This is a genomic window from Pontibacter ruber (assembly GCF_023630205.1).
Taxonomy (GTDB): Bacteria; Bacteroidota; Bacteroidia; order Cytophagales; family Hymenobacteraceae; genus Pontibacter; species Pontibacter ruber.
On the sequence record NZ_JALPRR010000002.1, the window covers coordinates 937595 to 963810 of the forward strand.

Sequence of the window (26216 nt, forward strand, 5' to 3'; positions counted from 1 at the left end):
ATGAAAAAGACAGTTGTTCTGGGTGCTACTGATAATCCGTCCCGCTATGCTTACCTGGCCGTTAACCGGCTGCAGAAGCATGGGCATGAGGTAGTACCTGTTGGAATACGGAAAGGTGAAGTGGGTGGTATGCCTATCATTACCGATAAAAACGCAGAGGTAAAAGATGTGGACACGGTAACTCTGTATGTGGGGCCGCAAAACCAACCTTCGTGGTACGATTACATCCTGTCGCTGAAGCCGAAGCGCATTATCTTTAACCCGGGCACAGAGAACCGGGAGCTCGAGCAGATGGCTGCAGATGCCAATATCGAAACGCTCCACCACTGTACGCTGGTGATGTTGGCTTCCGACACGTACTAATATTTTTTTAAAAATTTATACTTTGAGTATAACCTAGCTTGGAGCAAGGGCGTATAAAGAGTATCAAACAAGCAGATGGCATTTGTTGTCTTATGCTTGTTGAGAAAAAGGGATCTTTCAAGAGATCCCTTTTTTGTTTTTATACTTTATCCTAACTCCTACGCTTCCCGGCGCAGCACTTCCAGCGGCGGCCTCACCAGAATACCTCTGCTGTTTAGCAAACCTACGATAACTGTCAGCAACGTTACGAGCACAAAAATCACTGCCAAGGGCCACAGTACCGGCGCAAAATCAACTTTGAAGCTGTAAACTGATAACGCCCAGGCTGCTCCGATGGAAATGATCAAACCGGTAGCTGCTGCCAGAGCACCTAACAGCAGGTACTCTAAGGAGGTGATCGAAAAGATCTGCCGGCGGCTGGCCCCTAAGGTTCTGAGCAGTACGCTCTCCTGCACCCGCTGAAATTTGCTCACATTCACCGATCCGATCAGTACCAGCAAACCGGTAGCGATGCTGAACAAAGCCATGAACTGGATCACAAAAGAGATCTGGCTGACCACTTCGTCCAGTGTTTGAAGTATAAGATCAAGGCCGATGGCGGAGATGTTGGGGAAACGGTCCACAATCCGGCGCTGGAAACGGGCTGCCTGCGCATCGTCTTTGGAGCGTGTCATCAGCACATGGAATTGTGGAGCTTCTTCCAGCACGCCCTCCGGAAATACTACCAGGAAATTACTCTGTACCCGGTTCCACTCCACCGTGCGCAAGTGCGCCACCCGAGTCGATACCGGTGCTCCCTGTACGTTGAACACCAGTGTATCTCCCAGCTTTACTTTAATGCGTTCGGCGTAACGATCTTCCAGTGAGATAGGTATCAGCGCCTGAATGCCGTCATACTTACCTTTCCACTCGCCTGCAGCCGTTTCTTCTCCGTTGATCAGCTTGCTGCGGTAGGTGATGCGGTACTCCCGCGTAAACAGCCAGGGTGGTATGCCCAGCGTGGTATCCTTGCGCACATCCGCTCCGGTAAGTTGATTTACTTTATCCAGTCGTACCGATACAATTGGCGCAATCTGAAGCACCGGCAGACTATCCTGTTTGGTGATTTGTAGTACCTCCTCCTTTTGTGAATTCTGGATGTCGAAAAGCACCAGGTTTGGCTGGTTGGCGCTACCTGCAATGGCTACATCGCTCAGGAGCGTTCGTTGCACCAGGTATAAAGTCCCGATCAGGGCAGTGCCCAAACCGATAGAAACTGTCAGCAGCAGTGTCTGGTTATTCGGGCGGTACAGGTTAGCCAGTCCTTGCCGCCACACGTAGCCCCAATGGCTTGGGAAGAAACGGCGTACCACCCAGGTAAGGCCTACCGCCAGCACTGCCAGTATAGCAAATGCAGCCACAACGCCACCTGCAAAAGCGAGCGCCTGCCACCACGTGCCCAGCTGCCAGCGCGAAAACAGAAGTATAAACAGGAAAAGCAGCGCGTATACTCCCCAGCGCAACGGGTCTTTCTGGCTGGTCAGGTGTTCGACAGAAGCGCGCAGTGTGATCAGTGGAGATACCTGCCGGATGGAAAGCAGCGGCAACAGCGCAAACAGCACCGATACCACACCGCCCAGCAAAATACCCTGCAAAGCAGCCAGCCACGAGAAAGATGCTTCCACATCAACCGGCAAAAATGACTTGAACAGCTCCGGCAGCACCAGTTGCACAATGCTACCCAGTACAGCACCAGCCAGGCCTCCCAACAAGCCCATCCCCAGCACCTGGAAAAGGTAGATCAGGAAGGCCTGTTTGCCGCTCATGCCCAGGCAGCGAAGTATACCGATGGTGGCCAGCTTCTCCCGGATGTACACATGCACAGCACTGGCAACCCCCACGCAGCCCAAGAGCAGGGCCACAAAACCAACCAGCCCCAGAAATCGGGCCAGATCGTCGTAAGCACGGCCCATACTTTTTTTACGAGTCTCTACGGTGTCGTAGAACATGCCATACTCTTCCAGGCGCGGGTCCAGGCGCTTACCCAGCGTATCGGGGTTTACCGTTGGTGGTAAGCTATAGTAATAGTAGTAAGACACGCGGCTGCCACGTTGCATCAGGCCGGTTTCGGGCAGGTACTGGCGTGGGATGTACACAGCCGGTGCTACTGTGGCCGTCAGTGCCGACTGCCCCGGGATCTTGTGCAGAGCGCCTGCTATCTCAAAACTCATCTCTCCTACCCGGATAGAGTCGCCGGGCTGGGCATTGTACTGCAGCATCAGGTTGTGGTCTACCAGCGCCCGGCGCCCCTGCCGGAACGTACGGCTGGCTTCTTTGGGCTCTGTTTCGATAGACCCAAAGTATGGAAAGCTTCCCTCCAGCGCCCGTACCTGCACCAGGCGGGTGTCATCGGTGCGTTTAAAGTATACCATGGAAAGCAGGCGGTTCTCATCCGAGCGCACCCCCAAATTCTTCACAGAATCTACCAGCGCCAGGGCCAGCGAGTCGGGCTCCTTGTTCATGCCTATCACCATATCAGCCCCAATCAGAGTGCGGGCTTTGGAATCGATGGCATCATGAAGGCTTTCGCGGAAAGAATTAATGGCCACCAGCGCGGCAATACCCAGCACGATGGACGAAAGGAAAAGCAGCAGTTTGCCCCGGTTACGACGTGTATCGCGCCAGGCCATTTTCAGGAGCCATCTGAGGCGTAGCTTCGGTTTGTCTTCCGGTTTTATTTTTATATCAGGCACAGAGGCGGGTTGATTTTTGAATGAGTAAATAACTGAATGAGTGAATGCTGGATGAGGTATGAACTCTTTGATTCCAGCGAATCCTTATTGTTCTGCGTCCCGGGTGGCAATAATTTCCGGAGCACCTGTGTCGGATACCACATGGCCGCCTTTGATGCGGATGATGCGCTGCGTCTTTTCGGCAAGTTCCAGGTCGTGGGTAACCAGTACCAGCGTAGTGCCTGCCTCTCGGTTCAGATCGAAAAGCAGTTGCTCCACGTGCTCGCCCGTTTCCTCATCCAGGTTACCAGTGGGCTCATCGGCAAAAAGTATGGTGGGTCTGTTCGAAAAGGCCCTTGCCAGCGACACGCGCTGCTGCTCCCCACCCGATAGCTGTGTCGGGTAATGGTCGTGGCGCTCAGCAAGACCCACACGTCCCAGCAATTCCATCGCCTGCTTCTGCACATTGCGCTCGCCCCGCAGTTCCAGCGGCACCATCACATTCTCCAGCGCGGTCAGCGTCGGGATCAGCTGAAAGTTCTGGAAAACAAAACCTACATACTGGTTGCGCACCTGCGCCCGCTCATCCTCCGATAGGTTATCGAGTTTTATCCCGTTTAGTATAACAGAGCCGGTGCTGGCGCGGTCGAGGCCGGCACACAGGCCCAGCAGGGTTGTTTTGCCACTTCCCGACGGGCCCACAATGGAGCAGGTATCACCGGCGTTTAAGGTAAAGTTTATACCTTCCAGCACGGTCAGGTGGCGGTCGCCACTTTTATAGGTCTTGGCCAGGTTTTTTATTTCAAGTATCGTGGACACGCTTTATCGGTTATTTTGTTCTAAGAAAAGGAACAGGCGCCTGCAAGGAGCATCAGGTGCCGGAATTTATATCCTAAACCCAATAACTGTTTAGACCCGTTATAGGTTTTTGATACACAAAGATTAAATTTAAGAAAAAAACGCATATATGGTAATGAAGAGCAAGTTTTTAACCCTTTACTTACTCGGACTGATGTTCTTTTACAGTTGCGGTCAGGCAGAGCAAACAGACAGTGTAGAAGCCAGCCAAGCAACTGCCACGACCCAAACGAAGAAAGAAGAAAATACAGCAACTGCTGAGAAAACGAAGACGATTGTGTTCTTTGGCAACAGTTTGACAGCGGGTTATGGCCTGGAGCCGGATCAGGCCTTCCCTGCCCTGATACAGCAGCACATTGATTCGTTGGGATTGCCTTACAAGGCCGTAAATGCCGGGGTAAGCGGCGAAACCTCGGCGGGCGGCAAAAGCCGGGTAGACTGGATACTGAAGCAGCCGGTAGATGTTTTTGTGCTGGAACTCGGTGCGAACGATGGCTTGCGAGGTATTAACCCGAAAGAAACCTACCGCAACCTGGGTACTATCATAGATAAGGTACGGGCAAAAAATCCGGAGGCGCAGATCATACTTGCAGGCATGCAGATTCCGCCAAGTATGGGACAGCAGTTTGCATCGGAGTTTCGGGAAGTATACGCCCGCCTGGCAAAGGACAAGGATGTCGCGCTGATTCCTTTCTTATTGGAAGGCGTGGCTGGGGAGCGTGAACTGAACCAGGGCGATGGCATACACCCGACTGTGGAGGGGCAGAAAATATTGGCTCAAAATACCTGGCAGGTACTGGAGCCTATTTTGAAAGAGCAGGCAAGCAGCTAAAACCTTTATTTTCGCGTTAAAACGACGGGCTCTGAAATATATTTTAAAATTTTTTAATAAAGTTGAAACATTAACAACCCATGCCTGCGTATAAAAGCATGGCTAAAAGTTGAAAAATAAACAGCGGCGGTTCCTCTTTGCGAGGGCCGCCGCTGTTTTTGTATAGGTTGCTTCCGATCTCGGTTAATCTTCCGCTACTTCAGACTTCATCTTCTCGGCAAGTATAAAGTAGGAGCCTTTGGTTACGATCTGCGCCTTGTCAGGCAATTGTTTAACAGGCTTTACTTCTACAAATCCGTTTTCCGCTACGCCAGTCTCCACTTCCGCCATTCTAAAAGCTGTTGGCGCATCTTTCAGGAAAATGTAGTGCTTGTTTTTGTATCGTACCACAGCTTCTTCAGGCAAGGCAGGCAGTTCCTGCTTTCCTGCCAGGATCTGCGCGTTCACGTACATGCCTGGCAGCAGGTTCTTGTTTTCGTTGTTCACAAGCTCGGCGTGTACTGTTGCCATGCGCGAGTCGCCTTCAAAAGCTTTACCTAAGGAGAATACTTTAGCTTCAAGAGGCGCTCCGGCAACATTAGGCATTGTAAACTCCACCTTCTGCCCTACTGCCATTTTGCTAAAATCTTTTTCAAACACGTTCAGGATAAGGTGCAGGTGGTGGTTGTCTACAATCTCGAACATATCCTGACCCGGCTGCGCATAAGTGCCTATATTAACAGCAATCTCGTTTACAAAACCGCTGATTGGTGCTGTGATGGCAACAGTAGACGTTATCTGGCCTGCTTCTACCCGCTTTGGCGAAATACCCATGGTTGTAAGGTGCGTAGCCAAGGCTTTCTGACGGGCACGTTGTACCTGTACATCGGTTTGTGCCTGCTCAAACTTTTTGCGAGATCCCACCTGCTCTTTGTTCAGTGTGTTCTGGCGCTCGTAGTCCTGCTCAGCATATGCTAGTTGGTTACGGGTAGTCAGGTACTCCTGCTGAAGCTTTATCAGCTCCGGGTTTTCTATAGTTGCCAGTACTTTGCCTTTCTGCACATACTCGCCTTCTTTCACGTTTATACTTCTCACCACCCCACCCATTAAAGGGTTGATACTTGCCTTGTTATGAGGTGGCAGCTCAAGCTGTCCGTTAGCTACGACACGCGCCGAAAGGCTTATATTTTTGATATTGCCCAGCTTGATGCCGCTTACCTGCTGCTGTTGTTCAGAGAAAGTAACCAGATCTGGCGAAGTGGAGGCTACAGGCTCTGCAGTGGCTGCCGGAGACTGCTCGGTTTGCTCCTGCTGCGAGCAGGAGGTCAGGCTGATAAAGCCGCAAAGTATAAGTATAGTTAGGTTTGATGATTTCATGTTATTCGATTCCTGCTGTAAACTCTAGGCTGATAATAGTTTGATTGTAGTCGCGGAGGGCGTTGAGATGATTGCTCTTAAGCTGATAAGCCTGATCCAGTGCCTGCACATACTCTATATAGTCGATGTCGCCGGTGCGGAAGCTCAGTTCGGCGGCTTTTGTCATCTGCTCTGCCTGACGCAATGCGCCCTGCTCAAAGTATGCAAGTGTGGTTATATGCTTCTGTAGTTCCTGCGCCAGGTTCTGCAACTCGGTAAGTATAAGCTGCTGCTGGTACGCTACCTGGCTCTTAACCGCCTCCTCGTTTAGTTTGGCTGCTTTTACACGCGATTTCTGCGCTCCAAACCAGAGGGGCAAAGCTATACCTGCTTCAAAGCCAGTAAAGCGGTCGCCGGAAGTATACATGCGGTTCGGGTTTTCAGCCGGGGTTTCGCCTATAAAGGTTTGGTTGAAGTAGCCTACTGTAACGTCTGGCAGCATACGAGATTGCTCTAATTTTGTCTGACGGGAGGCAATTTGCAGTTCGCTCTTCAGGTAGGCAGCATAGGGGTTAGTATTAGCCCCTGTTGTATCGGTTAAAGCAGCTGTCTGGCGCTTATTCAGCTGCTCTACTGCAAAAGTTACAGGCTCCTGTGCCTGAAGCAATTGCTGCAAACGGCGTTTGGCTATTTGTACATCGGTCTGTGCCTGCTGCAGTTCGGTGCGCAGGGCCAGACTTCTGGTTTCAGCAGTGGCTTGTTCCAGGTAACTTGTTTCGCCTGTCTTAAAACGAACATTGGCAGCTTTGGTGAAGCGGCCGTACAGCGTATCCTGCTGTTGCAACAGTTTCAGGCGGGCGTTCTGGAATTGCAGCTGGTAATAAGCCTGCTTTACGTCACGCACCAGTTCCCGTTCCACAACCAGTTTTCTTGCTTCGGCCTGCTGTATGGTAGCGTCAGCCAGTTTAGCCTGGTCGCGGTACACGGTCGGGAAAGCGAACTGCTGTGAAATCGAGATATTCTCATCTTTATTCGCCGTGCTGATCTGGCCCCAGCTATAGTTGAGGTTGGTTTTTGGCAGATCGGTTGCTGCTCCGCGCAAGGCCTGCTCCCGCTCTAAACCATAACCTGCACTTTTCAGACTGAGGTTATTTTCCTTCGCATATTGTATACTTTCCTGCAGGTTCAGCGGCTGCTGGTTTGATTGCGCTTGTGCAGTTGATACTGATCCTGCGTCAAGTATAAAGCAAATTATAAGGGCAGCCGGAATAGCTTCAGGTATGGATTTTTTCTTCGTTGGCTTTTCTTTAGACGTGAAGATGTAATAGAGTACCGGCAGCACTACCAGCGTCAGTAAGGTAGATGTGAACAAGCCTCCTATCACAACTGTTGCCAGCGGACGTTGTACTTCGGCTCCGGCAGAACCTGACAACGCCATCGGCAGAAAGCCTAGTGCAGCCACGGAAGCTGTCATGATAACTGGCCGCAGACGTACGCTGGTACCTTTGATTACGCGCTCGTATACATCTTTCATGCCTTCCTCTTTAAGCTGGTTAAAGTACCCGATCAGTACAATACCGTTAAGTACAGCCACGCCAAACAAAGCAATAAAGCCTACCCCAGCCGAGATACTAAAAGGCATATCACGCAGCCAAAGTGCGAAGATCCCTCCGATAGCTGATAAAGGTATAGCCGTGAAAATGAGCAGACTTTGCTTTACGGAGTTAAAGGTTAAGTATAAGAGGAAAAGTATAAGCAACAGAGCTGCTGGTACAGCAATAGAAAGACGATCTTTTGCAGCAACAAGGTTCTCGAACTGACCGCCGTAAGTAATGAAGTAGCCAGCTGGCAGCGGCAGTTGCTGAGCCAGTTTCGCCTGAATCTCAGAAACGATAGACTCCACATCACGCTCACGCACGTTAAAGCCAACCACAATGCGGCGGCGACCTTCTTCGCGGGAAATCTGCATAGGGCCTTCTTCAAAGCGGATAGCAGCAACCTGTTGTACCGGCACCTGCCCACCCTGCGGAAGCGGGATGTACAGATTTTCGATGTCCTGCAGGTCCTGGCGCGAACCGCCTTCCATGCGCACTACCAAGTCAAAACGCTTGTCGCCTTCGTACACAGCGCCGGCAGCCTGACCAGCAAAAGCTGTCCGGAGCACCGTATTCACATCGGCTACCTGCAAACCATACTGCGACATTTTAGAGCGGTTATACTCCACTACTATCTGCGGCAGGCCAGTTACTTCTTCTACAAACACATCCTGTACCCCTGCCACCGGCGATATCAGTTTGTCTACTTGTGCAGCCAGTTCGGAAAGCTGGTCCAGGTCTTCGCCATAAATTTTAATGGCAACATCCTGGCGGGCACCAGTCATCAGCTCGTTAAAGCGTAGCTGCATAGGCTGCTGGAAACCATAGTTGACTCCCGGCAACACTTTCAGCGCTTCGTTCATTTTGGCGGCTAGTTCCTGGCGATTGCTGGCGCTGGTCCACTCGTCTTTCTCTTTTAGCAGGATCATGACGTCTGCGGCTTCAATGGGCATAGGGTCGGTAGGGATCTCGGCTGTACCTATTTTACCGATCACTTCGGTTACTTCCGGGAACTGCTTTAAAAGGATTTCGCTGGCTTTGGTAGTGGTTTCTATCGTTTGCGTTAAAGAAGCACCGGGCACCAGGCGCAGGTCCATGGCAAAGTCGCCTTCTTCCAGATCCGGCAAAAACTCGCCTCCCATACGGCTGAACACAAACAAACTGAAAGCGAAAAGCAGAACTGCTGCTCCTACCACTAGTTTTCTGCTATGCAATGCAAAGCGAATCACCGGCATGTAGACACGCTCTATAGCAGCCATGATCTTATCGGAGATATTCTCTTTGTGCTTCGTCTTTTTGCTCAGCAGCAAAGTGGAAACCATAGGCACATAAGTCAGGGAAAGTATAAAGGCTCCAAGTATGGCAAAGCTTACCGTCTGCGCCATTGGCTTGAACATTTTACCTTCAATGCCTACCAGCGCCATAATAGGCAGGTACACGATCAGGATGATGAGCATACCAAAAGCAGCAGAATTCATGATGTTAGAGGCCGCTCCTTTCACTTCTTCGTCCATTTCGCGTTGCGTGAGCTTGCGGAGCGGCAGGTTTCTGTTCTTCACAACTATAAAGTGGAGCACACCTTCCACTATAATCACAGCCCCATCCACGATCAAACCAAAGTCGATAGCACCTAGGCTCATCAGGTTACCCGAAACACCAAACAGGTCCATCATGCCCAGCGCAAACAGCATGGAAAGCGGGATAACAGACGCCACTACAAGACCTGCACGCAGGTTGCCCAGCAACAGCACCAGCACAAAAATCACGATAAGGCCACCTTCTATGAGGTTTTTAGCTACGGTGTTGATGGCCTTGTCTACCAGTTCGCTGCGGTCGAGGTACGCTTCAATGGCCAGACCTTTCGGTAAAGTACTTTGTATGCTGGCTACTTTATCCTGTACATTCTGAATTACTTCAGAAGAATTAGCCCCTTTCAGCATAAGCACAATGCCGCCTACTACCTCGCCTTCTGTGTTTCGGGTAAGTGCGCCGTAACGCACCGGGTGTCCGTACTGTACCTGGGCAACATCGCTTACCAGAACCGGTACACCATTGCGGTTGCTTACCACGACTTTTTCGATGTCTTCCAGCGTATTTACCAGACCCAATCCACGGATAAAGAAAGCATTCTGATTTTTCTCAATGTAGGCAGCGCCTGTGTTCTCGTTGTTCTGTTCCAGCGCCGATACCACTTCGGTTACCGTCAGGTTCATACTTCGGAGCTTGTCCGGGCTCAGGGCCACCTCATATTCTTTCAGGAAACCACCGAAGCTGCTCACATCGGCTACGCCTGGGGTGCCCAGCAACTGGCGGCGCACGATCCAGTCCTGAATGGTGCGGAGTTCGGTTGGGCTATACTTCTTCGGGCTGTCGGGTTTGCTTACCAGCACGTACTGGAAAATTTCGCCCAGGCCGGTTGTAACAGGTGCCAGTTCCGGCTTGCCCATCTGTTCCGGTATCAGCTCTTCCGCCTCGCCCAGCCGCTCGGTTATCATTTGCCGGGCCAGGTATTGGTCTACTTCCTCCTTAAAAACTACGGTAATAACAGAAAGGCCAAAACGTGATACCGAGCGCATTTCCACTACATCAGGCACATTGGCCAGCGACATTTCTATAGGTGTGGTAATAAAGCGCTCCACCTCCTGCGCAGCCAGCGTAGGCGATGAGGTTACAATTTGCACCTGGTTGTTGGTGATGTCGGGTACGGCGTCGACGGGCAGCCGGGAGAGCGCAAAAGAGCCCCATACTACCAATGCCAGCACCATAAGCCCCACCACCAGTTTATTATCTATCGAAAACTCGATGATCTTCTTAAACATGGTTAGCTATAGTTTACTTAATCAAAAATTAGAATAAACTGCCTTTCAGAAGTGGTAATGAGAAGCTGAGGCTATACTTGTGGTATAGTCAGAGCAGGCTGAAAGGCAGGGAAAGCAGATTAAACTATAGCCCGCGGCGGGTGCCACCAGGTAAAGGCCACGCGGGTTTCTTCCAGTTCCGGGTAAACCAGTGGCTTGGTTTGAGGAATAATGAAAAAGCGGAACACGATCAACTCCGACTCTACTGTAGTGGTAAAGGTGGCGCAACAGCCACATCCGCAAAAAACCGGACAGGTGTCGTCGTGAAAAGCAGAATCGCCTGTGGTATGCGCTGCATCTACCAGGTTGGGAATGTGCTCATGGCTGTCCATTACCTTATCCGTGCAGGGCAGACACGCCATGCAGCACAGGTATAAGCTAAATAAGATCGCCATAAATTTCATGCGGGCAAATATAAAGTATAATTCGCTAAGCTGAAGCCCAGCCTCTTAATTCAGAACAGTTTTTGTAAAGTGTAAAAGATTTTATAGTTGAGGGTCAGTTATTTATAGTATAGGGAAAGTGAATATTTCAAAAAAAGTAAGAAATTTATTCTACCTCAGGCAACCTCCGCCCGGGGTACTTGCATCTAAAGGATAAAGAGGCTGAAAAAGCTCTTGAACCAAAGCCCGAAAAGAAATCAATATTTGAAAAACCTTTACCCAGCGTGACGGAACAGGAATTAATAGCAGGATGCCAGCGGGCTGACAGTAAAGCGCAGAAATGCCTTTACGAGCGTTACGCATCGCCCATGTACGGGGTATGCCTGCGTTACCTGAAAAACCAGATGGACGCTGAGGAAGCACTGCTGAACGGATTTATGAAGATCTATAAAAACATAGGGCAGTACGAAGGCAAAGGAAGCTTTGAGGGTTGGGTAAGACGCGTTATGGTAAACGAGGCGCTCGGATTTTTACGAAAGAAGGAGCCTTTGCACCTGGCCATCGAAGACAGCCATGTACAGGTAGCCGGCGTAAGCGGCGCCGACCACGACCTAGCGGAAGGAGAACTGATGGAACTGCTGCGCACCTTACCTGCCGGTTACAGAGCGGTATTCAACCTCTACGCCATTGAAGGTTATTCCCATAAAGAAATAGCGGATATGCTGGGCATTACGGAAGGTACTTCCAAGTCGCAGTTGAGCAAGGCACGGGCCATGCTGCAGCGCAGGCTGACCGGCGAAGAAGCTATAGCAAGTTAAGAAAGGAGGAAAAATGAGACCAGAAGACATAGATAAACTCTTTAAAGAGCGCCTGGGGAACAGCTCCCCCACGCCCCCTACCGACCTTTGGAGCAAACTGCAGGAACGCATTGAAGACGAAATGCCTGCTGCAGCGCCACAAAAAGAAGAGAAGCAACGCTTTATGTGGGTATACCAGGCTGCGGCCGCAGTTGTAGCTATACTTTTAACTGTAGGAATTCTCTTCAACAATCTGAAGCAGGAGCCTGCCGCTACCGGTACCATAGCGCAGCAAACGCCTGCTGCACAAACCCAGCAGCCAGCTCCGGCTGAAGAGCCAGCAACTGAACAGGCAATTGCCAGTACCGAAACTCAGGATAAAGTTATACTTCAGGAAGAAGCTGCCAAAGAGACTGTGACAGAGCTAAAAAAACCTGAGATGATAGCCAAGGCAGAGCTGAAAACGCAAATCAAATCTCCTGCTGTTAAGAGAACAGAACGCCAACAAACTTTAACGGATCGTGCCCTAGCTGCTGCACCAAAGTATAAAAAGCCAGGCCGTGAAGAAAGCAAGCCTGAACCTGCCGTTACCACTATGCCTGAGGCACCTGTAGTGCTGGCAGCAGCAAATACAAACGAAGACCTCAACGCGCAGCCGGTGGAAATTACGTTTAAGTTCGCCAATGCCCGCACCGAAGAACCTGCCCCGCAGCAAGAGGAACCGAGTGATCTGAAGAAGAAAGGACGTCTGGCAAAGAACATCTTCAAGCAGGTGCGCAACCTGTCTAACGGCGAGCCGGTGGAGCTGTCCGCCCTGGGTATAAACGCCGATAGAGTTGCCTTAGAAACAAAAATCGGAAAACAGAAAATCTCAAAAGTCATCAATCTTTAACCTTAAAATCATGAAACGATTACTACTACTCGTAACGGCCATTATAATGGCTGCAGCTACCGGTGTGTCCGCTAAGGGCGGCCCAACCGTGGCGGAGCGCTTTGGAAAGCAGGATACTATTGTGGTGAAAATGGCCAACGGCGCTAAAATGGTGCTTTACCTGGAGAACATGCAGCAACTGCAGGCTTTTCAGAACTACAGCCTCGACTCGCTGATGCGCGTGCTCAACAAGTATGCACAGCAGGTAGAGAAAATGGAAAACACCGGCGAACTGAAATCAAATGAAATGACGGTTACCATGTCGCCTTCCGCTACAGGTGATACTACAAAAACCGAAAAAATAACCATTACGGTACAGGAAACCACCAAAGACGGAAAAACCACCAAGGAGCGCCATGAAGTCCGCATCAACAAGAATTTTAAGATTGATGTAGAGATCGAAGAAGATGGAGAAAACACCAAAGTGGATGTAAATGTGCCCGACAAAGCCGAACGCAACAGCACCCGTGCCGCCAACGAGGAAAAGCACTACAAGGCAACCAAGTTTAATTTTGACGTAGACCTGGGCCTCAATAACTTCGTGAATGCGGATGATAACGAGGTCCCTGACCTGAAGACAACCGGTTCAAAGTATGTAAGCCTGAACATGCACCTGAACTCCCAGATAGGTGGCCGTAAAAGCCCTTTTTACCTTACTTCGGGTTTCGAGTTTGCCTTCAACAACTACATGTTTGACGATAACATTAGGGTGCAGGATATAAACGGAGTTACCAGTTTTGTGGAAGAGACAGAGCTGAACTACGAAAAATCAAAGCTGACGCATTCTTCTGTAAACATCCCACTTATGGCTGTGCTGAAGTATAAGCGTGAGAACGGAAAGGACGGTTTTAAGATTGGCGCGGGTGGTTTTGGTGGCTACCGGCTGGGCAGCCACACCAAACTAAAGTATGAACTGGATGGAAATACTGAAAAAGATAAGACCAAGGATAATTTTAACCTGAGTGATTTCCAGTACGGCCTGGAAGGTGTAATCGGATATGGCGGACTGGACCTGTTTGTAAAATATAACATGAACGACCTGTTCAAGGATAACCGTGGTCCCAAGGTAAACGTGATCAGCTTTGGCCTGAGGCTGCTAAACTAAATTTAGTTGTTTGTTTAAGTGAGACAAAAGAGGGGCTTTCCAGCTCCTCTTTTGCTTTAGCGGGTACTGTTGCGCATAAAGTTATCGATGATGATGGCAGTTGCCGTAGCCACATTCAGCGACTCTGCTTTGCCAAAAGCCGGTATTTTGATGAGGTGTGTGATATGGCTGGCAACTTCCGGTCGTATGCCGTTGGCTTCATTGCCCATCACAACAATGCCTTTCGGCTCCAATTGCATGCGGTGCAGGTTTTCGCCTTCCAGTGACGCTCCGTAGATTGCGTGGGTTGACTGCTGTTTCTCCAGCCATTGTGCCAGATCAAGGTAATATGCCTGAACGCGGGTAAAAGAACCCATGGTGGCAGAGATGACCTTTGGGTTGTAAAAATCGGCGCAGGTTTCGGAGCAGACCACTTTGCTGATGCCATACCAGTCGGCAATGCGGATAATGGTGCCCAGGTTACCCGGATCCCGTATGTCATCCAGGGCAAGTATAAAATCATTGGGCTCTAGCTGTAGCGGGGGCAACCGACGCATATGGGCAACGGCCAGGGCGGCATTATTGGTCGCAAAAGTGCCGGCTTTTACCAGGTCCTCTTCCGTAACAATTTCGTACTGAAAACCTTTCGCCAGCGTTTTTGTATGTTCCCTGTAAAATGCTTCGGTTACGTACAGGTGTTGCAGTTCAAAATCGGAGTGCAGTAACTCTTGCACACTTTTTGCGCCCTCCACTACAAAAGCTTGGTGTTGGCTGCGGTATTTTTTTACTTGCAACGATTTTATATACTTTATAACTGCTTTGGACAACATAGCTGGCAACAATTTGAGGTCACGATTTTACATATTCGGTCTGGTAATTACAATTTTATGTTTGTCAGCCTGTGTGCCTACCAAAAATCTGGGTGAGGACGAGCAGTTGCTTGTAAGTATAAAACCGGAAGGTTTGAAAAGCATAGATCCCATTGCTATTCAGGGGCTTTACCAGCAGGAACCTAACCGTTTGCTCTTTGGCTCTACCCCTTACCTGGCACTTTACAACTTCGGTAAAAAGTTTTACAACCCCGAGAAAATAGACCAGCGCATGCAGCGCCTGCAGGCAAAGCGAGATGAAAAAATTAAGAATGCCACAACGGAGCCCGCTAAAATAGCCCGAATTCGCGATCGCTTTAATAATCGTCTGGAGCGCCTGCAGAAAAAGAAAGAAAAAGGAAACTTTGTGATGCAGCTTGGTGAGCCTCCGGCCATTTACGACTCTACCCTGATGGAGCGAACGATGGACCAGATCGACATTTACCTGAACTCGAAAGGCTACTTCAAACATACAGCGGAGTATGAGAAGCAGGAAAAGGGAAAACGCGTCTACATCACGCTCAACATCACCGAGAACGAACCTTACCGCTATACCATCCTGGATTATGGTATTCGCGACGAGGCGGTGCTGGACGTGGTAAAGAGGGCATCGGTGCGATCACTACTTAAGCCGGGCGATATCTATGATGAGCAGGTGCTTTCAGAGGAACGCGACCGCCTGTACAACGTGCTGCGTAACAACGGCTACTACGACTTTGCACGTGCGTACCTCGAATTCGAGCCGGATACCAGTTTCGGAGGGAATACTGTACGGCTACGAACCATTGTGCAGAATCCGGAAAACGACTCCCTGCACCGGGTGTACACCATCAAAAATGTATACTTTAAAACGGATGCCGACCGCTTTGGCATACCGCGCGACACCATAGTTTATAATGGCGTTAAGTATGTCGCCTACGATCACAAGTACTCCACCAAAATTCTGGATAAAAAGGTAGATATTCTTCCAAGTCAGCCCTACAGCCAGTTGCGAACCTCCACCACGCAACGTAAGCTTGCTGACCTGGATGTGTTCCAGTTTAACAACGTACTCTATAACAAAGTAAACAACCCGATAGACTCGACAGGTAATTACCAGTTGAATGCCTTCGTCAATGCAGTTCCGTCCAAGCGGTACCAGGAAACAACAGAATTCGGACTCACTTACACAGAGCGCCGGCCTGGCCCCTTTTCAAGTATAAGGTTACGGATACGGAATATATTTGGCGGTGCCGAGAATCTGGACCTGGGTTTGAGAGGAAGCGTTGAGGGGCAGGTGAACCTGGCAGATGTGAATCAGACAACCATGATACGGGAGATTGGCGGAGATATCGCCCTTTCTTTTCCGGTGATCCTGGCCCCCTTCACCAATAAAAAACTATTGACCGACTACAGTCCGCGAACCCGTATCTATACCGGTTATACAGATGAAAGAAGGCAGGAATACGAGCGCAGGCTGTACGAATTATCGCTGAATTATATTTGGCAAAAGTCATCCCGGCCGTTGCAGCCTCCTACGCTTCAATATATATTTTCCCCTGTAAACCTGGATATTTCGCGGGTAAAAGAAACAGAGTTTTCCCCGGAGTTCTTTAATAGCCTAATCGAACTAAGCAGGGGCGATTCTGCTTTGCTGGCTAGTTTCAGGAGCGGCATCACACCTTATATGTCCTTCAATGTTATCTACAATACCAATGATTTTAAACAAACGCGCAATGCCCATTACTTCAGAACGTTGGCAGAAGTTGGCGGACTGACAAAGGAACTGGGGCTGGATTTAAGCATCGGGGATCTGCAAACATTTCAGTTTGCCCGTATTAACCCGGATTACAGGCGTTACATACCACTCGGTAACAATAGATATTTTGCGTACAGGTTTAATGCCGGTATCGGCTCCCCTATTTTAAGTTCTAATGTGATGCCCTATGAAAAGTATTTCTTTGCCGGAGGAGCTTCCAGTGTGCGCGCCTGGAGAACCCGTCGCTTAGGCCCCGGCTCATACCCTACTTTCAAAACCGATACGTTGAATAATACAACCGAACGTAGTTTCGACTCAGAGCAGCCCGGCGAAGTATTACTGGAGGGAAGCGCGGAATACCGTTTCAATATTTTCAGCTTCCTGAACGGCGCTTTTTTTGTAGATGCTGGCAACGTATGGTTGTTGAAGGAGGACACATCAAGGCCCGGCGCTGATTTTAAATTAAACCGTTTTTATAACGAGATTGCTGTCGGTACCGGTTTTGGGCTTCGTTTAGATTTTTCAGTTATGATCCTGCGCTTTGATTTTGCTACCAAAGTATACGATCCGGCAGGGCTACCGGGCGAGCGGTTTATTATCAATGACTTCAGGTTCTCAGATTTCTTTAAGCAAAGCAACCAAAGCAATCTAAGTATAGGTATCGGATATCCGTTCTAAGATCAGGATTTACAGGATTTGTAAAGATGAGCAGGATCGCAAAAGCGGTTTTATAACTCATATTTGATCTAAATCCACCTGATCATCTGATTCAGACAGATAATATAAAAAAGAAGGCCCAGCCATACTTGGCTGGGCCTTCTTTTTTATACTTGTTGAGGTTATACTTAGTAATTCAGCAATTCCTCCATGGAGGAGGCTACTTTATCCGGGTTCGGCAGCATCATCTTTTCCAGCTCCACGTTCAGCGGAATGGCAGGCAGGTTAGCGGCACCCAACGTATAAACCGGCGCATCCAGTTGCTGGAAACATTCTTTGGAGATACGGCCTGCCAGCGACTCGGCAAACGAGTTCATAAGCGGCTCTTCGGTTAGCACAAGTGCCTTTCCATGGCGGCGAACCGAAGCCAGTACAGCCTCAAAGTCCAGCGGGTTGAGTGTGCGCAGATCCAGGATTTCTATACTTCCCGGGAACTGCTTGGAAGCTGTTTTAGCCCAGTAAACGCCCATACCATAGGTGATCACCGTCATGCTGTTGCCCAGCCTGATCTGCTCTTGATCTGCATACTGCACCACATTGGCTTTGCCCAGCGGCAGGATATAGTTCTCGTCCGGCTCCGTAGTTTTAGCGTCTTCGGTGCCGGCTACTTTAGACCAGTACAGGCCTTTGTGCTCCAGCATGATAACGGGGTTCGGATCCAGGAATGCTGCTTTCATCACTCCTTTCATATCGGCAGCGTTGCTTGGGTACACCACTTTTATACCACGTATCGTCAGCAGTGTGGATTCGACGCTGCCGGAGTGATAAGGACCGCCACCGCCATAAGCACCGATCGGTACGCGTATCACCGACTGGATCGGGAATTTACCCATGGACAGATAGCAGCTCTTGGAAAGCTCTTCTACCAGCTGGTTCATACCCGGCCAGATGTAATCGGCAAACTGTATCTCCACAATCGCTTTGGCACCCACTGCCGACATACCGGCTGTAGAGCCTACAATGTACGCTTCCTGAATCGGGGTGTTGAATACACGGGCATCGCCATACTTCTTGGCCAGCAAAGCCGCTTCGCGGAACACACCGCCCAGTTCGCCGCCCACGTCCTGTCCGTAGAACAGCGCCTCCGGGTAAGTGCGCAGAATATCATCCACAGCGTGCAAGGCAGCGTCCACCATTATAGCTTTTTCGGCACCGGCAGGGCTTCTTTCGCCTTTCTCTTCTGTAACTGGCGTAGGTGCAAACTCATGCTGATCAAAAGTGGCCGGCTCCGGATTGGGTGCTTCCAGCGCACGGTGGTAATCTGCTGCTACGTGGCTTACTGCCTCTGTTTCCAGCTCATCAATCACGTCCTGCGACACACCGGCTTCCAATAGTGCATGGCGAAGCTTCGGGATCGGGTCGTTTACACTGTGCTCCTGCAGGTTATTGCCCCGGTACCACTCGCGGCGTACGCCGGACGTATGATGGCCCAGCAGCGGCACCTTGGCATGTACCAGCACCGGCTTGCGTACCTGGCGCACATACTCAAACGCCACCCGCATGCCTTCATATGATTCGGCAAAATCAGAACCGTTTACGCGCAGACGTTCCATCCCTTTAAATCCGGCAGCATACTCGTATGCATCCATGGCGCGCATTTCCTTGCCTGTAGCCGATATGCCCCAGTCGTTGTCCTGCACCAGGTACACGATCGGCAGGTTTTTGAGTACCGCCATCTGGAACGCTTCCGCCACTTCGCCTTCAGTTACCGAGCCATCGCCCAGTGAGCAAAGCACCACCGGCCGCTTCTCTCCGTTCAGCAGCCCCTGCGACTCCAGGTAAGCAATGCCGTGTGCCATGCCTGTAGCTGGGATGGCCTGCATACCGGTTGCAGAGCTCTGGTGCGGAATGGTCGGAAACCCTTCGCGCTTCAGGGACGGGTGCCCGTAGTACGTACGGCCACCGGAAAACGGATCATCGGCCTTTGCCATGAGCTGCAGCATGAGCTCGTAAGGCTGCATGCCAATGCCCAGCAACACCGAATCATCGCGGTAGTAGAGCGAGGCGTAGTCGTAAGACTTTAATTGGAAAGCAGCAGCCAGCTGTATGGCTTCGTGCCCACGCGAGGTGCTGTGTACGTACTTGCTGCAAATCGATTTATTCTCTTCATAGGTATCTGCCAAAGTTTTGGCAGTTATCATCAGGCGGTAAGCTTTCTTCAGTAGGCTAACATCTACCTTCAGAGCTTCCAGAGTATCTTTTGACATAGGTTAGGTCTTGTATTTGCCCGAAGTTACATAATTCTGCATTCTTTCTAAAATATCAGGCGCTGCTGGGTATAACGCACATTATTCGGTAATTTTGCGTCTCCTTGACAAAAGACTCTTTGACAAAGGACAAAAGAAAAGTGCAGTTTAAATATGATCAAATAATATAAATTATATACTGTCCTTTGAAGGATGTCATCTGATGAATTCATCCTTTTAAAAAGTCTATTGTCAAATAATCCTTTGTCTAAATGTCTAAGTAAATACTACGAAACTATGTTCAGAGAAGAAGTTGAAGCGTTCATGCGCCAGTTCCAGAACGAACTTGTCGAGGCCCTTGAAACCTGTGACGGCGGTGCCACTTTCCTGCGGGATGAGTGGACGCACGAGCAGGGCGGCGGCGGTATTTCGCGTGTAATCGAGAACGGCAATGTGCTGGAAAAAGGCGGCGTTAACTTTTCTGCTGTGCATGGGGAGCTGTCGCCCCAGTTCCTTAAGATGCTGGAGATGCCTGATCCGCGCTATTTCGCGACCGGTGTATCGGTGGTGATGCACCCGAAAAGTCCCATGGTTCCCATCACGCACATGAACGTGCGCTACTTCGAAGCGGGCAACGGTACGGCATGGTTTGGCGGTGGCATTGATCTCACTCCGATCTATATCGACCTAAAGCAGGCGCGCGAGTTTCATGAGGCAATGAAAGCTGTATGCGATAAACACCACCCGTCATATTACCCGGAGTTCAAGAAATGGGCCGATGATTACTTCTTCAACGTGCACCGCAACGAAACCCGTGGCGTAGGCGGCATTTTCTTCGACAGGCTGATGGCTACAGAGGAGTTTACGCTGGAGCAGCGCTTTGCCTTTGTGAGAGATGTGGCCCGTGCCTTTGCCCCGTTTTATACTTCCATCATCAACCAGAACCGCAATCTGCCTTACGGCGAGCGCGAAAAGCAGTGGCAGCTGATCCGCCGGGGCCGCTACGTGGAGTTTAACCTGGTGTACGACCGCGGTACCAAGTTTGGCTTGCTGACCAACGGGCGCATCGAATCTATACTTATGAGCTTACCGACCCATGCCTCCTGGGTGTATAACTTTCAACCGGAGCCGGGCAGCGCGGAGGAAAAAACGCAGCAATATTTGAAAAAGGACATCGACTGGCTTAACGTGCAGGAGTAAATGGTGCAGATGTTAGAGAAGCTCGACCAGGAGCTGTTTGTTTACCTCAACAATCAGCAAAGTCCGTTCTGGGATGCCATCATGGTGTTTGCCTCGGATAAGTATGTCTGGATACCCTTTTACCTGCTGCTGGTGGGCTACCTGGTGTACCGTTACAAACGGCAGAGCATTCCGATGCTGCTGATGGCAATTGCAGCCATCGGTCTCGCAGATTTTGTAGCATCGGGGTTGTTCAAGCCATACTTTGCGCGTCTCCGCCCCTGCCACGATCCTGAAATTTCTGAGATGGTGAACCTGGTGAGGGGCTGCGGCGGGAAATTTGGGTTTATGTCGTCGCATGCGGCGACGAGCTTTGCTTTTGCCGTTTTCTTTAACCTGATCCTCTCCGACCGCTATTTGATTTTCAAAGTAATACTGGTGGCCTGGGCCGTCATCGTTTCCTATAGCCGAATTTACCTTGGTGTGCATTACCCGGGTGATATCATTGGAGGTGCCTTACTGGGCTCTACATTGGCCTTATTAAGCTCTTTGGGCTATACTTTTCTGTTGAACAAATACCCCGCCCTCGTTCGTTAAACCTTTCGTACAGACTGTTGTTTCTGACGTAACTCTTACAACAGCATTTCGGGTTTGCGCACACTTTTTTATACTTATTTATACTTTGTGCTCCTGTTGCTGCCGGCTTTTCCGCTGGCGGCACAGCAACCGTTTACCGTAAGCGGTCGTGTACTGGATGCCCAGAATGGACAGCCGCTGGCCGGCGCAACAGTTTTTCTGAAGGAGCGTGCTTCTGTCGGCGGCGTATCGGATCAGGAGGGGCGCTATACGTTGTCGGCTCCGGCCGGTAATTATACCTTGGCTGCCAAATACATAGGGTATGAGCAGCAGGAAATCTCCTTACAGCTGTTCCAGAACAGAACAGTAGATATCCGCCTCAGCCCTTCAACGTACCAGGTACAGGAAGTGGAAATTATCGGTGCCCGGCAGCCAACGGTAACGGAAACACCTGCCATGGGGCAGATCGATCTCCCGATGGAAAGTATAAAAGCGCTGCCGGTACTTTTCGGAGAGGCTGATATCATAAAAACGGTACAGCTGCTGCCGGGCGTTAAATCGGGTGGTGAGGGCAACACCGGGTTTTATGTGCGCGGCGGCGGTGCCGACCAGAACCTGGTGCTGCTGGATGATGCCGTGGTGTACAACCCCGGCCACCTGTTCAACTTTTTCTCTGTGTTCAACAGCGATGCCATCCGCAACACCACTCTTCTGAAGGGCAACATGCCTGCCCGTTACGGAGGTCGCCTCTCATCGGTACTGGACATCGAGATAAAGCAGGGCGACATGACAAAAACAAAAGCCGAAGGCGGTATCGGGCTGATCGCTTCCCGGCTTACGGTACAGGGGCCGCTTGTTAAGGAAAAAGCTTCGTATATGGTTTCCGGACGGCGGACGTATGTGGATGCCTTGTTCAGTCCCTTCCTGCGTGATACCGAACAAGGCGGAGTACCCTACTTTTTCTATGACCTCAACGGTAAAATAACTTACCAGCTCACAGAAAAGGACCGCTTATACTTCAGTGGCTACTACGGCAAAGACGTTGGCTCCTTAAAGCTTTCCTCCGGCCGTTTTGTGGCTGATTTTCACTGGGGCAATGCCACGGCTACCGCCCGCTGGAATCACCTGTTCAACAACCGACATTTTGTAAACGTAACGGGAGCACTAAGCGACTATAACTTCCTGTTCGGCTGGGACTATGGAGGCATCAGCACGGCCGTAGAAACAGGTGTTCGCAATTATACTTTTAAAGTTGACTTTGACTATACCCCTTCTGTGCGTCACCAGCTGCAGTATGGAGCTATTTATACCTACCACAGCCTGCGCCCCCGTACCGGAAGTGCTGAAACGCAGGAAGGCGAGACTTTTTCTACCGGCCGTGTCCGCACCAAGTTTGCGCATGAAACGGCTCTGTATGTATCGGATGACTGGAACGTGACGGACAGGTTGCTGCTGAGCCTGGGGCTGCGAAGTAGTTATTTCTTACAAGTAGGGCCTTTTAACCTGTACCACTACGACGAAAACGAGCTGGCTGTTGACTCAGTAAAGTATGGGGATGGTGAGAAGGTGAAAGATTTCCATGCCTGGGAACCCCGTATTGCAGCCAGGTATAAGCTCAGTGAGCAGGCCTCTGTTAAAGCAGGTTATACACGGTCGGCGCAGTACCTGCACCTGGTGTCGAATGCCTATACTACCCTGCCGTTGGATGTGTGGGTGCCAAGTTCGGCGCTGGTGGAGCCGCAACGTGCAACGCAGTATGCACTGGGCTATTTCCATACTTTTAAAAAGAACCAGTACGAAGGCTCGGTGGAAGTATACTATAAGGAGATGGAGAACCAGCTGGAATACCGCGAAGGCTATGCCGCAGGCCCCAGTAACCGTGATCTGGAGTATGAATTTGTGACGGGCAGCGGGGAGTCTTACGGAGTCGAGCTCTTCCTGCGAAAGAACTATGGCGACCTGCAGGGTTGGGTCGGCTACACCCTCTCCTATACCAACCGCACGTTCCCGGATCTGAACCAGGGCAAAACCTTTCCGGCCCGCTTCGACAGGCGCCACGACGGATCCCTGGTGCTCACCTACAAGTATAATCCGCGCTGGACCTTTGGTTCTACTTTTGTTTACGGCACCGGGCAGGCCACTACGCTACCCGTGCGCAGGTACATTATTGAAGGCACCGTGAACTACCAGTATGGCGAGCGCAACAGCTTCCGGATGGAGCCTTTTCACCGGCTAGATCTTTCGGCAACACTGGCCGGAAATCCAGGCAAAAAGATCAGCTCCAGCTGGACCTTTGCCATTTACAACGTATACGGTCGCCGCAACCCGTTCCTGTACTACATCGACAGCGAAGGCACCCCTTACGGCAACGACACCAACGTGCAGGCAAAGAAAGTGTCGATCATCCCGTTCCCGCTGCCATCTGTCACCTGGAATTTTAACCTGTAGCTATGCTGAGAAGATTTTATATACTGTTTTTTCTGCTTCTTTTGCTAGTTGGCTGTGAGGAAAACCTGACGATTGATGTGCCGGAGGGAGAAGAGAAACTGGTGGTGGAAGGGCATATCGAGCAGGGAGCGCCGCCGGTTGTGGTGCTCACCCGCAGCGTTCCGGTATTCAGTGGCTTTGCTCCTGCCGACCTGGAGAAAAGCTTTGTACACAACGCACAGGTGGTCGTTACGACCGGCGACAGAAGTTATACTTTGAAAGAAGTGCCTTCCGCTGCCTTTACACCTGAGCTAAGAAAAGTAGTGTCGGAACAGTATGGCATATCGGATGAACAATTAACTGGCAATGCGAACTTTGTGTTCTATGTCTATACTTCGGAAGAGCTACAAGGGGAAACGGGCAAACGTTACCTGCTCCGGATAAGCCACGAAGGTAAAGTGCTTACTTCTTCCACTACGATTCCGTACCTCAACCCGCTAGATTCACTGTGGGTGGTGCCACACCCCGACCCAGCCAAAGACAGCCTGGTAACGCTCTACTACCGTTACAGCGACCCCGATACCCTGGGCAACAGTGTGCGCTATTTTACCAAGCGCAACAGCGAGCCATTTTACCCGGGGGTATTTAATTCTGTTTTCACCGATGAGCTCATTAACGGCGTTGCAGTTATCGATTACCCCCTGGACCGCGGCGAGCCTAAAGGAAAGGACCCGGATCTGGACACCTACAGCTACTTTGGCAGAGGCGATACCATTACCGTGCGCTGGGCAGCCATCGATCTGCCGCATTACCGCTTCTGGATTACCTTGGAAAGCGAACAGAACGGCAACGGCAGCCCCATCGGATCACCCAACACCACCCGCTCCAATATCAACGGCGGCCTGGGCATCTGGGGCGGCTATGCTGTCACGTACCATACTATAGTTGTGGAATGAGTGAATGTGTGAATGAGTGGATGAGCGAAATTGGCTGTTCAACTGTCTGAATCAGGATTTTAATGATTAGTAAAACAAAAAGAACAAGATTCTATACTTCTTTACCTCTCTACTTTTCTACTTCTCTTCACCTGATTCACACAATCGCTCATTCAAAATTTAATTCTTCCCCAGCAGCCGTGCTACGTACTTGCCGATGATGTCGAATTCCAAATTAACTGTGTCGCCGGGTTTTACCTGGTGCAGGTTGGTGTGCTCGTAGGTATAAGGTATGATAGCTACAGAGAAACGATCTTCCTGTGAGTTTACTACCGTCAGGCTGATGCCATTTACGCAGATGGAGCCTTTTTCTACGGTTACATTACCCAGTGTTGGATCATACTTAAAGGTGAACAGCCAGCTTCCGTTCTGGTCCTCCACCGATTCGCAAACAGCTACCTGGTCTACGTGACCCTGCACGATGTGCCCGTCAAAGCGGCCGTTGGCGCTCATGCAACGCTCCAGGTTTACTTTATCTCCTGTTTTAAGCGAATTGAGGTTGGTTTTCTTTAGCGTTTCATCAATAGCAGTAACCGTGTAGCTGTTGCCATTAATGGCTACTACCGTCAGGCAAACGCCGTTGTGTGCCACACTCTGATCTATTTTCAGCTCGTGCGTAAACGGGGAGCTAAGTATAAAATGCTTGTTGGTGCCCTCCTCGCGGATCGTCTCTACCTGACCCAGTGTTTCGATTATACCTGTAAACATGTTTTTTTCTCTGTTGTGCTACTGCCTCAAAGGTAGATAGCTTTTCATTATTTCTGCAAAAGTGGCCGTGTTAAATAGGCTGCCGCTGCTAAAAGTATAAAAACGGTACGGGATTTAGCGCCTCGTTCCGTATTTTCGCATTGCCCAACCCCGCCGGATGCTATGCTGTATGTATAGGTATGATTATAGCCGGAGGCGGTGGTAAATGCTTTGGTAACAGTATAAACGATCAGGAAAGAATAATGCAGACAGACTTGTATAGGCACAAAGGCATGCGCCGCACTTTGGTAAAGCAGCTGAGAGACAAAGGCATACGCGATGAACGGGTATTGGCAGCTATTGAGACGGTTCCCCGTCATTTCTTCTTCGAAAAAGCTTTTCTCGAGCAGGCCTATCAGGACAAAGCCTTCCCGATCGGCGAAGGTCAGACCATCTCGCAGCCCTACACAGTAGCCTTCCAGACCGAATTGCTGAAGTTAAAGTCAACCGATAAAGTGCTGGAGATTGGCACCGGTTCTGGCTACCAATGCAGCGTGCTGCTGCAGATAACGCCCCACGTTTATACCATTGAATACAACAAACCCCTCTACGACAAGGCAGTAAAGTTTTTCAAAACCTATGGCCTGTTTCCGCAAACCTTTCATGGCGATGGTTCTGAAGGACTGCCGCAATACGCTCCTTTCGACAAAATTATTGTTACAGCAGGTGCTCCCGGCGTGCCCAAAAGCCTGATCCGCCAACTTAACATCGGAGGCATACTTGTGATCCCAGTAGGCGGCGAGTCGAGCCAGAAAATGCTGCGCATCACACGTACCTCAGAAACTGAATTCACCAAAGAAGAATTCGACACGTTCAAGTTCGTGCCGCTGCTGGGCAAATCCGGCTGGGATGCGGAGACCATGTAAGCTTTACAACACTTATACATACTTAAGTGCCTTAAGCTTACCGGATTATACCAACCCTTTCCTGTGCAAGAAGTATAAAAGCGGGTAACTTTACTTAGAAGCTATGAAAAAGTATATTTGGTTAATGGGACTGGCCGCCAGTCCGTTTGCTTTCCCTGCCTGTCAATAA

General features: G+C 50.3%; 19 protein-coding genes. 11 read left to right on the plus strand and 8 right to left on the minus strand.

The genetic code is table 11. The annotated features are described in order from the left end of the window. On the plus strand, positions 1-363 hold the full coding sequence (locus MJ611_RS10905) for a CoA-binding protein (RefSeq protein WP_250429801.1): 363 nt from the start codon (positions 1-3) through the stop codon (positions 361-363). A gap of 158 nt (positions 364-521) precedes the next feature. Here MJ611_RS10905 and MJ611_RS10910 read toward each other — a convergent pair whose 3' ends face one another. Both MJ611_RS10910 and MJ611_RS10915 read right to left on the minus strand, forming a co-directional pair. Next, positions 522-3032 carry an ABC transporter permease gene (locus MJ611_RS10910; protein ID WP_250430045.1) on the minus strand — a complete coding sequence of 837 codons (2511 nt, stop codon included), beginning with the start codon at positions 3030-3032 and terminating at the stop codon, positions 522-524. A gap of 147 nt (positions 3033-3179) precedes the next feature. Beyond that, positions 3180-3893, minus strand: coding sequence for an ABC transporter ATP-binding protein (locus tag MJ611_RS10915; protein WP_250429802.1), 714 nt, complete (start codon positions 3891-3893; stop codon positions 3180-3182). Between the two features lie 148 nt (positions 3894-4041). Between MJ611_RS10915 and MJ611_RS10920 the strand changes: the two genes are divergently transcribed. After that, complete coding sequence (locus MJ611_RS10920) at positions 4042-4764, plus strand: arylesterase (protein WP_250429803.1); 723 nt, start codon at positions 4042-4044, stop codon at positions 4762-4764. A 183-nt stretch (positions 4765-4947) separates the two neighbouring features. Here the strand turns inward: MJ611_RS10920 and MJ611_RS10925 are convergent, their stop codons facing one another. From MJ611_RS10925 to MJ611_RS10935, 3 genes are all read right to left on the minus strand, one after another. Continuing rightward, positions 4948-6120 (minus strand): efflux RND transporter periplasmic adaptor subunit, encoded by a 1173-nt coding sequence (locus MJ611_RS10925; RefSeq protein WP_250429804.1) that lies wholly within the window; start codon positions 6118-6120, stop codon positions 4948-4950. A gap of 1 nt (position 6121) precedes the next feature. Then, a complete protein-coding gene (locus MJ611_RS10930; RefSeq protein WP_250429805.1) occupies positions 6122-10513 on the minus strand; it encodes a CusA/CzcA family heavy metal efflux RND transporter in 4392 nt (1463 codons plus the stop codon). A gap of 119 nt (positions 10514-10632) precedes the next feature. After that, positions 10633-10947, minus strand: coding sequence for a hypothetical protein (locus tag MJ611_RS10935; protein ID WP_250429806.1), 315 nt, complete (start codon positions 10945-10947; stop codon positions 10633-10635). Between the two features lie 272 nt (positions 10948-11219). Here MJ611_RS10935 and MJ611_RS10940 point away from each other — a divergent pair, with 272 nt between their 5' ends. The 3 genes from MJ611_RS10940 to MJ611_RS10950 are packed head-to-tail and all read left to right on the plus strand — an operon-like array spanning position 11220 to position 13768. Next, positions 11220-11753: an RNA polymerase sigma factor gene (locus tag MJ611_RS10940; protein ID WP_250429807.1), complete on the plus strand. Its 534-nt coding sequence runs from the start codon at positions 11220-11222 to the stop codon at positions 11751-11753. 13 nt (positions 11754-11766) lie between these two features. Next, the gene (locus MJ611_RS10945; protein ID WP_250429808.1) at positions 11767-12624 is read left to right on the plus strand and encodes a hypothetical protein; all 858 of its coding nucleotides are present in this window, start codon (positions 11767-11769) and stop codon (positions 12622-12624) included. 10 nt (positions 12625-12634) lie between these two features. After that, on the plus strand, positions 12635-13768 hold the full coding sequence (locus tag MJ611_RS10950) for an outer membrane beta-barrel protein (RefSeq protein ID WP_250429809.1): 1134 nt from the start codon (positions 12635-12637) through the stop codon (positions 13766-13768). 56 nt (positions 13769-13824) lie between these two features. On the opposite strand, the gene MJ611_RS10955 is transcribed toward MJ611_RS10950, so the two are convergent. After that, entirely contained in the window at positions 13825-14577 is a 753-nt protein-coding gene (locus MJ611_RS10955) for a TrmH family RNA methyltransferase (RefSeq protein WP_250429810.1), read from the minus strand. A gap of 13 nt (positions 14578-14590) precedes the next feature. Here MJ611_RS10955 and tamL point away from each other — a divergent pair, with 13 nt between their 5' ends. Further along, a complete protein-coding gene (tamL, locus tag MJ611_RS10960; RefSeq protein ID WP_449580847.1) occupies positions 14591-17032 on the plus strand; it encodes a translocation and assembly module lipoprotein TamL in 2442 nt (813 codons plus the stop codon). A gap of 167 nt (positions 17033-17199) precedes the next feature. Here tamL and MJ611_RS10965 read toward each other — a convergent pair whose 3' ends face one another. Further along, complete coding sequence (locus MJ611_RS10965) at positions 17200-19278, minus strand: alpha-ketoacid dehydrogenase subunit alpha/beta (RefSeq protein ID WP_250429812.1); 2079 nt, start codon at positions 19276-19278, stop codon at positions 17200-17202. Between the two features lie 276 nt (positions 19279-19554). Here MJ611_RS10965 and hemF point away from each other — a divergent pair, with 276 nt between their 5' ends. Genes hemF through MJ611_RS10985 form a run of 4 tightly spaced genes read left to right on the plus strand, consistent with a single transcriptional unit; the run spans position 19555 to position 24395 of the window. Further along, positions 19555-20457: an oxygen-dependent coproporphyrinogen oxidase gene (gene hemF / locus MJ611_RS10970; RefSeq protein ID WP_250429813.1), complete on the plus strand. Its 903-nt coding sequence runs from the start codon at positions 19555-19557 to the stop codon at positions 20455-20457. Further along, on the plus strand, positions 20458-21033 hold the full coding sequence (locus tag MJ611_RS10975) for a phosphatase PAP2 family protein (protein WP_250429814.1): 576 nt from the start codon (positions 20458-20460) through the stop codon (positions 21031-21033). Positions 21034-21087: 54 nt separating this feature from the next. Next, positions 21088-23460: a TonB-dependent receptor gene (locus tag MJ611_RS10980; protein WP_250429815.1), complete on the plus strand. Its 2373-nt coding sequence runs from the start codon at positions 21088-21090 to the stop codon at positions 23458-23460. 2 nt (positions 23461-23462) lie between these two features. Beyond that, the gene (locus MJ611_RS10985) at positions 23463-24395 is read left to right on the plus strand and encodes a DUF4249 domain-containing protein (protein ID WP_250429816.1); all 933 of its coding nucleotides are present in this window, start codon (positions 23463-23465) and stop codon (positions 24393-24395) included. A 159-nt stretch (positions 24396-24554) separates the two neighbouring features. Here MJ611_RS10985 and MJ611_RS10990 read toward each other — a convergent pair whose 3' ends face one another. Further along, positions 24555-25142, minus strand: coding sequence for a riboflavin synthase (locus tag MJ611_RS10990; RefSeq protein ID WP_250429817.1), 588 nt, complete (start codon positions 25140-25142; stop codon positions 24555-24557). Positions 25143-25384: 242 nt separating this feature from the next. Here MJ611_RS10990 and MJ611_RS10995 point away from each other — a divergent pair, with 242 nt between their 5' ends. Then, positions 25385-26047 (plus strand): protein-L-isoaspartate(D-aspartate) O-methyltransferase, encoded by a 663-nt coding sequence (locus MJ611_RS10995; RefSeq protein ID WP_250430046.1) that lies wholly within the window; start codon positions 25385-25387, stop codon positions 26045-26047. Positions 26048-26216: the final 169 nt, after the last annotated feature.

What these genes read in the sequence shown, in the direction of transcription:
- MJ611_RS10905 (WP_250429801.1), top strand. Translation starts at nt 1, where the DNA reads ATGAAAAAGACAGTTGTTCTGGGTGCTACTGATAATCCGTCCCGCTAT.
- MJ611_RS10910 (WP_250430045.1), bottom strand. Translation starts at nt 3,032, where the DNA reads ATGGCCTGGCGCGATACACGTCGTAACCGGGGCAAACTGCTGCTTTTC.
- MJ611_RS10935 (WP_250429806.1), bottom strand. Translation starts at nt 10,947, where the DNA reads ATGGCGATCTTATTTAGCTTATACCTGTGCTGCATGGCGTGTCTGCCC.
- MJ611_RS10920 (WP_250429803.1), top strand. Translation starts at nt 4,042, where the DNA reads ATGGTAATGAAGAGCAAGTTTTTAACCCTTTACTTACTCGGACTGATG.
- MJ611_RS10925 (WP_250429804.1), bottom strand. Translation starts at nt 6,120, where the DNA reads ATGAAATCATCAAACCTAACTATACTTATACTTTGCGGCTTTATCAGC.
- MJ611_RS10995 (WP_250430046.1), top strand. Translation starts at nt 25,385, where the DNA reads ATGCAGACAGACTTGTATAGGCACAAAGGCATGCGCCGCACTTTGGTA.
- MJ611_RS10985 (WP_250429816.1), top strand. Translation starts at nt 23,463, where the DNA reads ATGCTGAGAAGATTTTATATACTGTTTTTTCTGCTTCTTTTGCTAGTT.
- MJ611_RS10975 (WP_250429814.1), top strand. Translation starts at nt 20,458, where the DNA reads ATGGTGCAGATGTTAGAGAAGCTCGACCAGGAGCTGTTTGTTTACCTC.
- MJ611_RS10930 (WP_250429805.1), bottom strand. Translation starts at nt 10,513, where the DNA reads ATGTTTAAGAAGATCATCGAGTTTTCGATAGATAATAAACTGGTGGTG.
- hemF (WP_250429813.1), top strand. Translation starts at nt 19,555, where the DNA reads ATGTTCAGAGAAGAAGTTGAAGCGTTCATGCGCCAGTTCCAGAACGAA.
- MJ611_RS10950 (WP_250429809.1), top strand. Translation starts at nt 12,635, where the DNA reads ATGAAACGATTACTACTACTCGTAACGGCCATTATAATGGCTGCAGCT.
- MJ611_RS10990 (WP_250429817.1), bottom strand. Translation starts at nt 25,142, where the DNA reads ATGTTTACAGGTATAATCGAAACACTGGGTCAGGTAGAGACGATCCGC.
- MJ611_RS10945 (WP_250429808.1), top strand. Translation starts at nt 11,767, where the DNA reads ATGAGACCAGAAGACATAGATAAACTCTTTAAAGAGCGCCTGGGGAAC.
- MJ611_RS10955 (WP_250429810.1), bottom strand. Translation starts at nt 14,577, where the DNA reads ATGTTGTCCAAAGCAGTTATAAAGTATATAAAATCGTTGCAAGTAAAA.
- MJ611_RS10965 (WP_250429812.1), bottom strand. Translation starts at nt 19,278, where the DNA reads ATGTCAAAAGATACTCTGGAAGCTCTGAAGGTAGATGTTAGCCTACTG.